Origin of the sequence: Thermomonas sp., assembly GCF_029945965.1 — a bacterium.
Taxonomy (GTDB): domain Bacteria; phylum Pseudomonadota; class Gammaproteobacteria; order Xanthomonadales; family Xanthomonadaceae; genus Thermomonas.
The window spans coordinates 735,302-748,702 of sequence record NZ_JAQSDO010000015.1 but is presented as its reverse complement, the minus strand read 5'-3'; the positions used below and the strand labels follow the sequence as shown (position 1 = coordinate 748,702).

At 62.4% G+C, this 13,401-nt stretch carries 10 protein-coding genes; 7 read left to right on the top strand and 3 right to left on the bottom strand.

Annotated features, from left to right (window positions below):
* Positions 1-52 precede the first annotated feature (52 nt).
* From folD to tadA, 4 genes are all read left to right on the top strand, one after another.
* Positions 53-931: a bifunctional methylenetetrahydrofolate dehydrogenase/methenyltetrahydrofolate cyclohydrolase FolD gene (gene folD, locus PSV05_RS09670; RefSeq protein WP_300064483.1), complete on the top strand. Its 879-nt coding sequence runs from the start codon at positions 53-55 to the stop codon at positions 929-931.
* 164 nt (positions 932-1,095) lie between these two features.
* On the top strand, positions 1,096-2,556 hold the full coding sequence (gene guaB, locus PSV05_RS09665; protein WP_300064481.1) for an IMP dehydrogenase: 1,461 nt from the start codon (positions 1,096-1,098) through the stop codon (positions 2,554-2,556).
* Between the two features lie 123 nt (positions 2,557-2,679).
* On the top strand, positions 2,680-4,263 hold the full coding sequence (gene guaA, locus PSV05_RS09660) for a glutamine-hydrolyzing GMP synthase (protein WP_300065461.1): 1,584 nt from the start codon (positions 2,680-2,682) through the stop codon (positions 4,261-4,263).
* 136 nt (positions 4,264-4,399) lie between these two features.
* Positions 4,400-4,891, top strand: coding sequence for a tRNA adenosine(34) deaminase TadA (gene tadA / locus PSV05_RS09655; protein WP_300064479.1), 492 nt, complete (start codon positions 4,400-4,402; stop codon positions 4,889-4,891).
* Here tadA and PSV05_RS09650 read toward each other — a convergent pair.
* Positions 4,888-5,352, bottom strand: a complete 465-nt coding sequence (locus PSV05_RS09650) for a DUF2721 domain-containing protein (RefSeq protein WP_300064477.1) — start codon at positions 5,350-5,352, stop codon at positions 4,888-4,890. The genes tadA and PSV05_RS09650 overlap by 4 nt on opposite strands.
* Before the next feature lie 58 nt (positions 5,353-5,410).
* On the opposite strand from PSV05_RS09650, the gene orn reads away from it, so the two are divergent.
* Both orn and PSV05_RS09640 read left to right on the top strand, forming a co-directional pair.
* Positions 5,411-5,992, top strand: a complete 582-nt coding sequence (orn, locus tag PSV05_RS09645) for an oligoribonuclease (RefSeq protein ID WP_300064475.1) — start codon at positions 5,411-5,413, stop codon at positions 5,990-5,992.
* A 109-nt stretch (positions 5,993-6,101) separates the two neighbouring features.
* Complete coding sequence (locus PSV05_RS09640; RefSeq protein WP_300064473.1) at positions 6,102-9,026, top strand: ligand-binding sensor domain-containing diguanylate cyclase; 2,925 nt, start codon at positions 6,102-6,104, stop codon at positions 9,024-9,026.
* A gap of 8 nt (positions 9,027-9,034) precedes the next feature.
* Here the strand turns inward: PSV05_RS09640 and PSV05_RS09635 are convergent, their stop codons facing one another.
* Entirely contained in the window at positions 9,035-9,979 is a 945-nt protein-coding gene (locus PSV05_RS09635; RefSeq protein ID WP_300064471.1) for a mechanosensitive ion channel domain-containing protein, read from the bottom strand.
* The gene (gene ppsA / locus PSV05_RS09630; protein ID WP_300065460.1) at positions 9,976-12,360 is read right to left on the bottom strand and encodes a phosphoenolpyruvate synthase; all 2,385 of its coding nucleotides are present in this window, start codon (positions 12,358-12,360) and stop codon (positions 9,976-9,978) included. Before ppsA ends, PSV05_RS09635 begins: the two co-directional genes overlap by 4 nt.
* Before the next feature lie 105 nt (positions 12,361-12,465).
* On the opposite strand from ppsA, the gene PSV05_RS09625 reads away from it, so the two are divergent.
* On the top strand, positions 12,466-13,287 hold the full coding sequence (locus tag PSV05_RS09625) for a pyruvate, water dikinase regulatory protein (RefSeq protein WP_300064469.1): 822 nt from the start codon (positions 12,466-12,468) through the stop codon (positions 13,285-13,287).
* The last annotated feature ends 114 nt before the right edge of the window (positions 13,288-13,401 follow it).

Sequence of the window (13,401 nt, the reverse complement as noted above, 5' to 3'; positions counted from 1 at the left end):
GACGAGCCTGCTGGGCGATAATGCAGCTTCCGAATGTAACGCATCGCCCAGAATGACTGCAGACGTCCCGCAACCCGCACGCATTCTCGATGGCAAGCGCATCGCCGACGACCTCCTGGGTGGTCTCAAGGCCCAGGTCGACGTGCGCCTGGCCGCCGGCAAGCCACGTCCGGGACTCGCCGTGGTGCTGGTGGGACACGACCCGGCATCGCAGTCGTATGTGCGCAACAAACGCCGTGCAGCCGAGAAAGTCGGCATCGAGGCCTTCGACTTCGACATGCCGTCAGGCACCACCGAAGCCGAACTGCTGGCATTGATCGACAAGCTCAATGCCGACCCGGCCGTCCACGGCATCCTGGTGCAACTGCCATTGCCGGGGATTGCCGATGCCAGTCGCCTGATCCATCGCATCGATCCGCGCAAGGACGTCGATGGCTTTCATCCGGAAAACGTTGGCCATCTCGCATTGCGCGAATTCGGCTTGCGCCCGTGCACGCCGCGCGGCATCACCACCTTGCTGGCCTACACCGACCGCCCTGTGCGCGGGCAGAGCGCGACGATTGTCGGTGTGTCCAACCATGTTGGCCGGCCGATGGCGTTGGAGCTGTTGATCGCCGGTTGCACGGTGACCAGCTGCCATAAATTCACCCCACCAGATGTGCTGCGCAGGCATGTGGGCGAGGCCGATATCCTGGTAGTCGCGGTCGGCCGTCCTGGTCTGATTCCTGGTGACTGGATCAAACCCGGCGCGGTGGTGATCGATGTCGGCATCAACCGCCTGGATGATGGTCGGCTGGTGGGCGATGTCGGCTTTGATGCTGCCGCCAAGCGCGCCAGCTGGATTACCCCGGTGCCGGGTGGAGTGGGGCCGATGACGGTCGCCACACTCATGCAGAACACCCTGGAAGCGGCGGAGCTGGCTGACACATGATGGAGTAGCGGCAGCGAGACCAGCGGGTGGATCGCGAAGCGGCATTTCGAGCCGCGTCGCGACCACCCACCGGTAGGCACCGTCGCGGCGCGGGCACTGGCCGAAGCTGCGCCGCATCCAGCAAACCCGGTACAATGGCGCGCTTCACCTCCACCGGACTAGCCATGCTCCGTATCCAGGCTGAAGCACTGACCTACGACGACGTTTCGCTCGTCCCCGCACATTCCACGGTCCTGCCCAAGGACGTTTCGCTTGAGACGCGTATCACCCGCGGCCTCGATATCCGCCTGCCATTCCTGTCCGCGGCAATGGACACGGTCAGCGAAGCGCGCCTGGCCATTGCAATGGCGCAACTTGGCGGCATCAGCATCCTGCACAAGAACATGTCGGTAGAACGCCAGGCCGCGGAAGTGGCGAGGGTGAAGAATTTCGAAGCAGGCGTGATCCGCGAGCCATTCACGGTCGGTCCGGACACGACCATCGGCGAGGTCCTGCGCCTGACCCGTGCACGCAACATCTCCGGGGTGCCCGTGGTGGACGACGGCGGGCAGCTGGTGGGCCTTGTCACCGGCCGTGACATGCGCTTCGAAAAGAAGCTCGATGATCCAGTTCGGTACATCATGACCAAGAAGGAAAAACTGGTCACGGTGCGCGAGGGCGCCAGCGATGAGGAAGTACTCGACCTGCTGCACCGCTACCGGATCGAAAAAGTGCTGGTGGTCAACGACGAGTTCGCCCTGCGCGGACTGATCACGGTCAAGGACATCCAGAAGAAATCCGACAACCCGAATGCGGCCTATGACAGTCGCGATCGCCTGCTGGTTGGCGCTGCGGTCGGTGTCGGCGGCGATACCGAGCAGCGCATCGAGGCCCTTGTGGCAGCCGGCGTGGACGTGCTCATCGTCGATACCGCGCACGGCCATTCGCAGGGTGTGATCGATCGCGTGGCCTGGACCAAGAAGCGATTCCCCATGCTGCAGGTAGTCGGCGGCAACATCGTCACTGGTGATGCCGCGCTTGCGCTGATGGATGCCGGTGCGGATGCAGTCAAGGTTGGCGTGGGTCCGGGTTCGATCTGCACCACGCGGATTGTCGCGGGCGTTGGCGTGCCGCAAATCACCGCAGTGTCCATGGTGGCTGATGCATTGCAGGATCGCATTCCGCTGATCGCCGATGGCGGCATCCGCTATTCGGGCGACATCGGCAAGGCCTTGGTGGCCGGGGCATCCAGCGTGATGATTGGCGGCCTGTTCGCAGGCACCGAGGAAAGCCCGGGCGAGACCGAATTGTTCCAGGGCCGCAGTTACAAGAGCTATCGCGGCATGGGCTCGCTGGGTGCGATGGAGAAGGGATCGAAGGATCGCTATTTCCAGGATTCCACAGACGCCGACAAGCTCGTGCCGGAAGGTATCGAAGGACGCGTGCCATATCGCGGCCCGCTCAGTGGTGTAGTCCATCAGCTGGCTGGCGGCCTGCGCGCGACGATGGGGTATGTCGGCTGCGCGACCATCGAGGAGATGCGCACCAAGCCGACCTTCGTGAAGGTGAGCGGCGCCGGCCAGCGCGAGAGCCATGTGCATGACGTGCAGATCACCAAGGAACCGCCGAATTACCGGGCGGGGTGAGGTAGGCCGCTTGTACAGCCGCGAGGCCTGCCGAACGTCCGACCATGGATGGTCGGGCAGGACCTTCCGCAGCCCGGGTGCTGCGCCATGGATGGCGACGATCATTTCCTGAATGCGAACCCGATGACCAACATCCATAACGACAAGATCCTCATCCTCGACTTCGGCGCGCAGTACACGCAGCTGATCGCGCGGCGCATTCGCGAGATCGGCGTGTATTGCGAAATCTGGGCGTGGGACCATGATCCGACCGAGATCGCCGCTTTCGGCGCCAGCGGCATCATCCTGTCGGGCGGGCCTGAGTCAACTACCGAAGCCGGTTGCCCAGCCGCGCCGCAGCAGGTGTTTGATTCTGGCCTGCCAATCCTGGGCATCTGCTACGGCATGCAGACCATGGCCAAGCAGCTCGGCGGCCAGACCGAAGCAGCCGACCAACGCGAATTCGGTCACGCAGAAGTCTCGCTGGTCGCACAAGACCGGTTGTTCGATGGCTTGAAGGATCATCCGGGTTCGCCGCCGAGGCTGGACGTGTGGATGAGTCATGGCGACCATGTTTCGGTCGCGCCGCAAGGCTTCGTGGTCACTGCGAAAACCGATCGCATTCCGGTCGCCGCCTTCGCCGACGATGCGCGCCGCTGGTACGGCGTGCAGTTCCACCCGGAAGTCACCCACACCAAGCAGGGGCAAGCGCTGCTGCGCCGCTTCGTGGTGGACATCTGCGGCTGCCGCACGCTGTGGACCGCAGCCAACATCGTGGAAGACCAAATCGCGCGGGTACGAGAGCTGGTTGGTTCCGACGAGGTCATTCTTGGCTTGTCCGGCGGTGTGGATTCTTCTGTCGTTGCCGCGCTGCTGCATCGTGCGATTGGCGACCAGCTCACTTGCGTGTTCGTTGATACCGGCCTGCTGCGCTGGCAGGAAGGCGACCAGGTGATGGCGATGTTCGCCACTGAGGCCGACAACGGCGGCATGGGCATCAAGGTCATCCGCGTGAATGCCGCGGATCGGTATTTCGACAAGCTCGCAGGCATCAGCGACCCGGAAGCCAAGCGCAAGATCATCGGCGGCCTGTTCATCGACATCTTCGACGAGGAATCTTCGAAGCTCGCCAACGCCAGGTGGCTCGCACAGGGCACGATCTACCCCGACGTGATCGAGTCGGCCGGCAGCAAGACCGGCAAAGCGCATGTGATCAAGAGCCACCATAACGTCGGCGGCTTGCCGGCGGACATGAAGCTGGGCCTGGTCGAGCCATTGCGCGAACTGTTCAAGGACGAGGTGCGCCGGCTCGGCGTCGAGCTCGGCTTGCCGCGCGAGATGGTCTACCGGCATCCATTCCCCGGTCCGGGACTGGGCGTGCGCATCCTGGGCGAGGTCAAGCGCGAATACGCCGAACTGCTGGCGCGCGCCGATGCGATCTACATCGAGGAATTGCGCAAGGCTGACCTGTACGACAAGACCAGCCAGGCATTCGCGGTGTTCCTGCCGATCAAGTCGGTGGGTGTTGTGGGCGACGCGCGCGCCTACGAATGGGTGATCGCGTTGCGCGCGGTGGAGACCATCGACTTCATGACTGCACACTGGGCGCACCTGCCGTACGACTTCCTTGGAACGGTCTCGAATAGAATTATCAATGAGATACGTGGTGTATCTCGTGTCGTTTATGACATATCAGGAAAACCGCCGGCGACGATCGAGTGGGAATAATCCGCTTGTTAGCGCGCCATGGCGCGCAAGCGGATTATTGACCGGCCATGGATGGCCGGGCCGGGAGCACCGAAGCCATTGATGCCGCGCCATGGACGGCAGCCACGAAGATGACGAGGGCGGAGGTTTTTTGCGCGTGACACACCCCGATGCGACAACAAATAGTGACCACCACTGGATGCATCAAGCCTTGGCTCTCGCCGAGCGCGCGCAACGCGAAGACAACGAGATTCCGGTCGGTGCGCTTGTCGTCGATGCCGATGGCGAGCTCATCGGCGAGGGCTGGAACCGCAATATCGCCGACCACGATCCCAGTGCACATGCCGAAATCGTGGCGATGCGCAGGGCGGGGCACTCTTTAGGCAATCACCGGTTGGTCGGTTGCACGCTGTATGTGACGCTGGAGCCCTGCGCGATGTGCGCGATGGCCGCCGTGCATGCGCGCATCGCAAGGGTGGTGTTTGGTGCGTTTGATCCGAAGACGGGCGCGGCCGGCAGCGTATTCGACCTGCTTTCCGACGCACGTCACAACCATCGTGTCGAGGTCGTGGGGGGCGTGCTGGGCGACCAGGCCGGCGCGATGTTGACCGCCTATTTCAGGGCAAAGCGCGGAAAGGTCGCGGGCTAGCCCCTGCGCCGCAACATTTCCTGATCAAGTTCCAGGTCGAAGCTTTTCACGGCCAGGCTGACTTCGCGCCACATCGAAAAGCTGGCGGCAAGCAGGAACAGCACGCCGAGCACGGCCATGATCGTAGGCACTGCGCCCAGCCGGAAACCCAGAAACGCATCCATCGCCAGCGCCAGGCTGGTGCCGACGAAGCTTGCGAGCGCGCCATGCAGCAGGCGGCAGGCACGCAACACGATATGGGCACGTTGGCGATGGCGACGGATCTGGTCCTCGCGTTCCGCACGATCAGGTGCGTCGTTGTCCCATGACACGATCAACGCCCTTAGCCGATCCACGACCCTGGCCAGTCGGCTGTTGGCCGACATCAACAGAGAGGCGGTCGCAGTCAGGAAGAACGCCGGCGCCAGCATTGCGGTCAGGATGGCGTAGTGGCTCATTGCGGTGGTCGTGGTCTGCAGCATGCAAGTTTCCGTGGATGAGCCGGTATCATGCCCTGACCTAATAAGGGAGCGCGACTACATGGCTGCCGACAACGCAACAGACACCGCCAACGAGCGTCTGGTCTGGATCGATCTGGAAATGACCGGGTTGGATACCGACCGCGATGGCATCCTCGAAATCGCTACCGTCGTCACCGATGGCCAGCTGAATTTCCTGGCGGAAGGTCCGGACCTGGCCATCGCCCATCCGTTGGCGACGCTGGAGGCGATGGACGACTGGAACCGCAACCAGCATGGCAAGTCCGGCTTGTGGACGCGGGTGCTGGAGCAGGGCGTGCCGCTGGCGGAAGCCGAAGCGCGCACGCTGGCGTTCCTGCGCGAATGGGTGCCGGCGAATGCGTCGCCGATGTGCGGCAATTCGATCTGCCAGGACCGGCGTTTCATGGCTCGCCTGATGCCTGCATTGGAAGCGTATTACCACTATCGCAACCTGGATGTCAGCACCGTCAAGGAACTTGCGCGGCGCTGGTCGCCTCAGACGATGGTGGGGTTCAACAAACAGTCCGCGCATACCGCATTGAGCGATGTGCGCGACTCGATCGAGGAGCTGCGGCATTACCGGCAGTTCATGGGTACTTTGGCCGGATTACCGGCGAGCTGAGGCGAAGCAGACAGGCATGAACCGGATGCAGGGGGCATCTCAGGGTCGAATGCGCAGCCGATCACCATGCCAATGGCATGCGTGGTTATGTCTGTTACTGCTGTGTGTCTTGCTGCCGGCAGGCCATGCGGTTGCGCAGGACAAGCCGCTGTCCGCCTACTTCCGCGAAACATGGACGACCCGGCAAGGCCTGCCGCACAACCAGGTCAATTCGATTGCGCAGTCGCCGGATGGCTATTTGTGGCTGGGTACCTGGGAAGGCCTGGTGCGCTACAACGGGCTCGAGTTCCGGGTGTTCGACCGCAGCAATACGCCTGCGCTGAAAGACAATGGCGTGCGTTCGGTGCGCGCGACTGCGGATGGTGCGGTCGTCATCGGCACGTCGCGTGGCGGTGTCAGCGTCATGCGCGGCGACAGCTGGCGCACATGGCTGATGAAGGACGGGCTGTCCCAGGAAGAGATCATGGACGCCCTGATCGACAAGCAGGGACGCTTGTGGGTGGCCACCGAGAGTGCAGGCATTACCCGCATTGATATTGGCAACAGTAAAAAGAAGCCAACTTATTTCACTAGCCACAATGGCCTGCCGTCCGACATCAACTACGGTCTGCTGCTGGACCGCGATGGCAGCGTCTGGGTGGCGACAGCCGCCGGGCTGGTGCACTTCGTGGAAGATCGCCCGGTGGTTTACGCGACCGCAGCGGGGCTCCCGGATGCACCGATCTTCCGGGTGATCCAGGATGCTGGAGGCACCCTGTTCGTCGGCACCGAGCGAGGCGTGTATCGCAGGCAAGGTGATCGCTTCGTCCTGCAATCCCCTGAATTGCCCGTGGATGGGGTGCCCAGCCTGGCAACGGATTCCTCTGGATATCTGTGGGTGGGCACGGTCAACAATGGCCTGCTGCGACAACGGGCGTCCAGCCTGGAGCGTTTCACCAGCCTGCGCGGCTTGCCAAACAATCGCGTTGCGGCCTTGCTGGTCGACCGCGAAGGCAGTATCTGGGCGGGAACCAATGCCGGCCTGATGCGGCTCAGCGATGCGCCCTTCAGCACGTTCAATCGCGACCAGGGGCTAAGCGACGACTATGTGCGCGCCCTTGCAGAATCTCGCGATGGTTCAATCTGGATCGGCACCAGCCGTGGGCTAAACCAGTGGCGCAACGGCAAGCTGCAGGCGAGTTACACCAGTGCCGATGGCCTGCCCAGCGATTCTGTGCTGAGCCTGCTCGAGGATCGCGATGGCAGCCTGCTGGTAGGCAGCTATACCGCCGGCGTGTTGCGCTTGCGCAATGGCAAGGTGATTGCCCAATACGACCGCGCGCATGGCATGCCGGGCAGCAACCAGATCCGTGCGCTTGCGCAGCAATCCGATGGCACGGTCTGGATCGGCACCAACCGCGGTCTGGTCCGCATGCGTGATGGCAAATTCGAATACTTCGGTGTCGAGCAGGGGCTGCCGCGGGATTTCATCATCACCCTGGAAGTAGCGCGCGATGACAGCCTGTGGGTCGGCACCGCCAACGGCGTGGCGCATATCGTCGGCGACAAGGTGTCGACGGTGGACTTGCGTGGCATGAACGGTGCGCAGGACGTGTTCGATTTCCTCGAAGATGCCGATGGCACGTTGTGGATCGCCACCGATCGCGGACTGGTGCGCTATCGAGACGGCCAGCTTAAGGTGCTGGGATTGAAGCAGGGATTACCCATCGACACCCTGTTCGAGGTCATCGACGATGGCCGCGGCAGTCTGTGGCTGACGTCCAACCGAGGTGTGTTGCGGATACGCCGGGCCGATGCGGAGGCCGTGCTGTCCGACAGCAAGGACGTATTGACGGTCGACCATTTCGGCGAGGCCGACGGCCTCGCCAGCAGCCAGTGCAATGGCGGTTCCGGGCCTGCTGCCTTGCTCGATGCGCGTGGGCGGATCTGGGTGGCCACTGCCGGTGGCGCCGCTGTTGTCGATCCCACAAAGCTGGACGAATATCGGCGCGGGCTGCCGCCGGTAGTGATCGAGGATGTGTCCGCCAACGACCAGCAGGTAACGATGCAGTCGCCGTTACGCTTGCCGGCCGGCAAGCGCAAGCTCGAGTTCCATTACGCCAGCCTGACTTTCAAATTCCCGCGCTTCATCCGCTATCGCTACCGGCTGGACGGCCTGGAGCATGAGTGGAATGAACGTGGCAACCAGCGCGTGGCGCAATACACCAACCTGCGCCCGGGGCATTACCGGTTCCTGGTCAATGCCTCGCTGCCTGGGCTCGGCATGGGCTGGAGCAAGGACATCACTGCACTGGATATCGAAATCAAGCCACTGCTCTGGCAGCAGCCGTGGTTCATCCCGCTGCTGGTGTTGCTGGCTGGCCTGCTGGTTGCTGGCATGTATCGCTGGCGGCTGGGTCATTTACGGCAACGCTCGGTGCAACTGGAAGACCTGATTGAACAGCGCACCAGTGACCTGCGCGACCGCACTGACCGCCTGATGGAATCGGACAAGGAAAAGACCTTCCTGCTGGAAAAATTGAAGGATCAGGCCGAGGCATTCGAACGCCAGGCACGCGAGGACGCGCTGACCGGTTTGGCCAACCGGCGCAGCATGGACGAACAACTCACGCGTGCATTCGCTGAAGCAATTGCGAGCGGTCGCCGACTCAGTGTCGGGCTATTCGACATCGACGAATTCAAACGGATCAACGACGGTTATTCGCATGCGGCAGGCGACCAGGCACTGATCGCAGTGGCTGACACCATGCGCGAGGAACTTGGCGCGCTGGGAATTCTTGCGCGCTGGGGAGGTGAGGAATTCGCCGTGCTGTTCGAAGGCCTGCCGCTGGAAGAGGCGCGGAACCGTTGCGAACGGCTGCGCTGGGCGGTGGAACGGTTGGACTGCAGCGCGTTCGCGCCGGGCTGGAAAATGACCATCAGTGGGGGCGTGGCCGAACGCACCGGTTTGTCGCATTACGAAAAACTGCTCAGCCGCGCAGATACATTGCTATACGAAGCCAAGCGCGCTGGCCGCAATCGCATCCACGGCTGAAGCCGGTCTCAGTTGCTGGCGGCAGTAGCGGCCTTGGCGATGTCGTCGCCATCACCATCACCATTAATATCGGCATTTACATCGCCATCGCTCCGATTCATGTCCGCATCCTTGCCAGCGTGCTGATAGACGTGCACATCGCGCTGCGGGTACGGAATATTGATGCCGGCATCGGTGAACTCGCGATGCACCGCTTCGGTCAGTTCGCTGCGGGTCTGCACGAATACCTCGGTCTTGATCCACGCACGCAGCACCAGGTCCACGCTGCTCTCGCCAAGGCCAGTCACCAGCACCTCGGTGGCGGGCTTGCGCAGGACCTCGGGATTGGCCTTGGCGACGGCAAGCAGTACTTCGCGGGCACGATCCACGCGTTCGCCATAGCCAATCCCCACCGTGATATCGGCGCGACGCAAAGGCTTATAGGTGAAGTTGATTATTGGCTTGGTGGTGATCTCGCTGTTGGGGAGCACGACCAACTCGTTCTGGTAGGTGCGCAAGCGGGTGGTGAAGATACGGACCTGCTCCACCACGCCTTCCACTCCGCCAACCTGCACCGCATCGCCGGCTTTGAACGGACGCTGCACGATCAGCATCAGACCCGATGCAATGTTGGACAGCGAGTCCTTCAGCGCAAGGCCAATTGCCAAGCCTGCCGCGCCAACCATCGCAAGCAGCGAGGTCGTCGGCACACCGACCTTCTGCAATGCGGCGATCAGCACTACCACCATCAGCGCCGCAAAGGCGATGTTGCGCAGGAAGCTGCGCAGGATCTCGTCTGCCTCCATCTTGACCAGCGACTTGTCGAGCAGGCGCGAGATCCAGCGCGCCAGCCACCATCCGACCAGCACGATCAGCAGTGCCGCAACGAAATCAATCGCCTTGTCAGCCAACCCGGCGGTCAGCCAAGCGCGTGGATCGAAGCCTGCCGCGGACTTGGCGATCGGATTGGTCATGCCTTCGACCGTGCCAGCGCCAGCCAGGTATCGACCACGGTGTCGGGATTGAGCGAGACCGATTCTATGCCTTGCTCCATCAGCCACACTGCAAGATCCGGATGGTCGCTTGGGCCCTGGCCGCAGATGCCGATGTACTTGCCCTTGGCGCGTGCGGACTTGATCGCCATCGACAGCAACTTCTTCACCGCCGGATCGCGCTCATCGAACAGGTTCGCCACGATCGCCGAATCACGATCAAGCCCCAATGTGAGCTGGGTCATGTCATTGGAACCGATCGAGAAGCCGTCGAAGATCTCCAGGAACTCGTCGGCCATCAGTGCGTTCGATGGCAGTTCGCACATCATGATGATCTTCAGGCCGCCGCCCTCACCGGATACGTCGCCCTGGACCAGGCCATTCTCGCGCAGCACCTCGATCACCTTGCGGCCTTCGTCGAGCGTGCGCACGAACGGGATCATCACCCACAGGTTATCCAGCCCCATGTCTTCGCGCACGCGTTTGACTGCTTGGCATTCCAGCGCAAACGCATCGCGGAAGGACGGGTCGATGTAGCGGCTGGCGCCGCGGAAACCGATCATCGGGTTTTCTTCATGCGGCTCGTAGCGCGCGCCACCAATCAGGTTGGCGTATTCGTTGGACTTGAAGTCGCTCAATCGCACGATCACGGGTTTCGGCGCGACCGACGCAGTAATCGTGGCGATGCCCTCGGCCAGGCGGTCCACGTAGAACTCGACCGGCCCGGCATAACCGGCGATGCGTTCGTCGATCTTCGCCTTGGTCGCCGAATCCTGCAGGGCATAGTCCAACAGTGCCTTGGGATGCACGCCGATATGGCTGGCAATGATCATCTCGAGCCGGGCCAAACCAATCCCCGCATTCGGCAACATGCCGAAGTCGAACGCACGGTCCGGGTTGCCCACGTTCATCATGATCTTCAGCGGCGCCGGCGGCATGTTGCCGAGGTCGGTGGTGGTGCGCTCAAAGGGCAGGGCACCCGCATAGATGAAGCCGGTGTCGCCTTCGGCACAACTGACGGTGATCTCGTCGCCGTCCTTGATCCGGTCCAGCGCATCGCCGGTGCCGACCACGGCCGGCACGCCCAATTCGCGCGCGATGATCGCGGCATGGCAGGTGCGGCCGCCACGGTTGGTGACGATGGCGGCGGAGCGCTTCATCACCGGCTCCCAGTCGGGATCGGTCATGTCGGCCACCAGCACGTCGCCAGGCTGCACGCGAGCCATGTCTTCCAGCGAACGCACGACACGAGCGATGCCACTGCCGATCTTGCTGCCGATCGCGCGGCCCTCGACCAGCACGTCGCCGCGCTCGCCCAAGGTGTAGCGCTCGAGCTGGGTCGCATGCGCACGTGACTTCACCGTTTCAGGCCTGGCCTGCAGAATGAAGAGCTTGCCGCTGACGCCGTCCTTGCCCCATTCGATGTCCATCGGGCGGTCATAGTGCCGTTCGATGGTCAACGCCTGCCGCGACAATTCCTGCACGTCGGCATCGCTGATCGAGAATTGTTTTTGCAATTCCGCAGGAGTGGCTTCGGTGCGCACGCGTTCGCCGGGCACATCGGAATAAACCATCCGCAATTGCTTGCTGCCCAGCGAGCGGCGCAGGATCGCGGGCTTGCCGGCGGTGAGCGTGCGCTTGTAGACGTAGAATTCGTCCGGATTCACCGCACCTTGCACAACCATTTCACCCAGGCCATAACTGGCGGTAACGAAGACCACGTCGCGGAAACCGGATTCAGTGTCGAGGGTGAACAGCACGCCGGAAGACCCGCAGTCCGAACGCACCATCAGCTGCACGCCGGCGGACAGGAACACATCTTCGTGGGCAAAACCATGATGCACGCGATAGGCGATCGCACGGTCATTGTAGAGGCTGGTGAAGACTTCCTTGACCTTGCGCACCACATCATCGGCGCCAGTGACGTTGAGGAAGGTCTCCTGCTGGCCGGCAAAGCTGGCATCCGGCAGGTCTTCGGCGGTTGCCGAGGAGCGCACAGCCACAGCAACATCGCCTCCCCCATTGTCCGCGCACAACTTCGCATACGCGTTGCGGATGTCGTTGTCGAGTTCAGGTTGCAGCGGCGCATCCATCACCCAGCCACGCACCAGTGCACCAGCAGCCGTCAATGCAGGCACATCCTCGACATCAACCGTGGCCAGCTTGTCGTAGATCCGCGCGTGCAGGTCGTTGTGGGCGATGAATGCCTGGAAGGCGTCAGCGGTGGTGGCAAAACCGCCGGGCACCGACACGCCAAGGCCGGACAGCTCGCCGATCATTTCACCGAGCGAGGAATTCTTGCCGCCGACCTGGGCCAGGTCGGACAGGCGCAGGTCTTGCAGCCACAGGACGTTCTTGATCAAGGCGGGGGCGTTCAAGGCAGGCTCCGTGTATGGGGAGGGCGACGCGAACTCGCCGAAACCGCTATTTTACAACGGCTACCCTCCAAGACTGACTGCGATTTCACGATGACCGACATACGCCCCGTGTTTTACGTCTCCGATGGCACCGGCATTACCGCTGAAACCATTGGACACAGCCTGCTGACCCAGTTCAGTGGGACTCGCTTCAAGACCGATCGCCTGCCGTTCGTGGACACCCCGGACAAGGCGCGCGAGGCGGCCCGCAAGATCCGCGCGGCCGGTGAGGCCGCCGGAATCCGCCCGATCGTGGTGAATTCCGGAGTGGACGCCGAATTGAACACCTTGCTGGCCAGCAGTGGGGCCTTGATGCTGGACGTGTTCGCGCCCTTCATCGCTCCACTTGAGCAGGAGCTTGGCGCCATTAGCCAGTCAACCGTCGGGCAGGCACATGGGATCGTGGATTTCGATGCTTACCATCGCCGCATCAATGCGATGAACTATGCCTTGACCCACGACGATGGCATGAACATCGACTATGCCGAGGCCGACCTGATCCTGGTCGCGGTCTCGCGTGCGGGCAAGACGCCCACCTGCGTGTATTTGGCCTTGCACCATGGCGTGCGCGCGGCCAATTATCCATTGACCGAAGAAGACCTGGAGGTCGAGCGCTTGCCGGCCAAACTGCGTGCCTATCGCAACAAGCTGTTCGGCCTGACCATCGACCCGATCCGCTTGCAGCAGATCCGCCAGGAACGCCGGCCGAATTCACGCTATTCGCAGCTCGACACCTGCAAGCGCGAAGTCGCGCAGGCCGAAGCAATGATGCGACGTGAAGGCATTGAATTGTTGAGCACGACGAATGCCTCGATCGAAGAGATTTCAAGCCGCGTGCTGGAGCACCTGGGCATCAGTCGAGGAATGTTCTGAGCCAGATGTCCTGAGCAATCGCGCGAGCATTGGCGGACGTGATGCCTGGAGTAAGATCGCTGTTGGCCTGATCAGGCTTGTTCGCGCCTCGCGATTCCGGCGAGACGGGCAGTG

Excerpts from the sequence above, each read along its gene's own strand:
- folD (WP_300064483.1), top strand. The coding sequence starts at position 53 with ATGACTGCAGACGTCCCGCAACCCGCACGCATTCTCGATGGCAAGCGC.
- guaB (WP_300064481.1), top strand. The coding sequence starts at position 1,096 with ATGCTCCGTATCCAGGCTGAAGCACTGACCTACGACGACGTTTCGCTC.
- guaA (WP_300065461.1), top strand. The coding sequence starts at position 2,680 with ATGACCAACATCCATAACGACAAGATCCTCATCCTCGACTTCGGCGCG.
- PSV05_RS09650 (WP_300064477.1), bottom strand. The coding sequence starts at position 5,352 with ATGCTGCAGACCACGACCACCGCAATGAGCCACTACGCCATCCTGACC.
- orn (WP_300064475.1), top strand. The coding sequence starts at position 5,411 with ATGGCTGCCGACAACGCAACAGACACCGCCAACGAGCGTCTGGTCTGG.
- PSV05_RS09635 (WP_300064471.1), bottom strand. The coding sequence starts at position 9,979 with ATGACCAATCCGATCGCCAAGTCCGCGGCAGGCTTCGATCCACGCGCT.
- PSV05_RS09625 (WP_300064469.1), top strand. The coding sequence starts at position 12,466 with ATGACCGACATACGCCCCGTGTTTTACGTCTCCGATGGCACCGGCATT.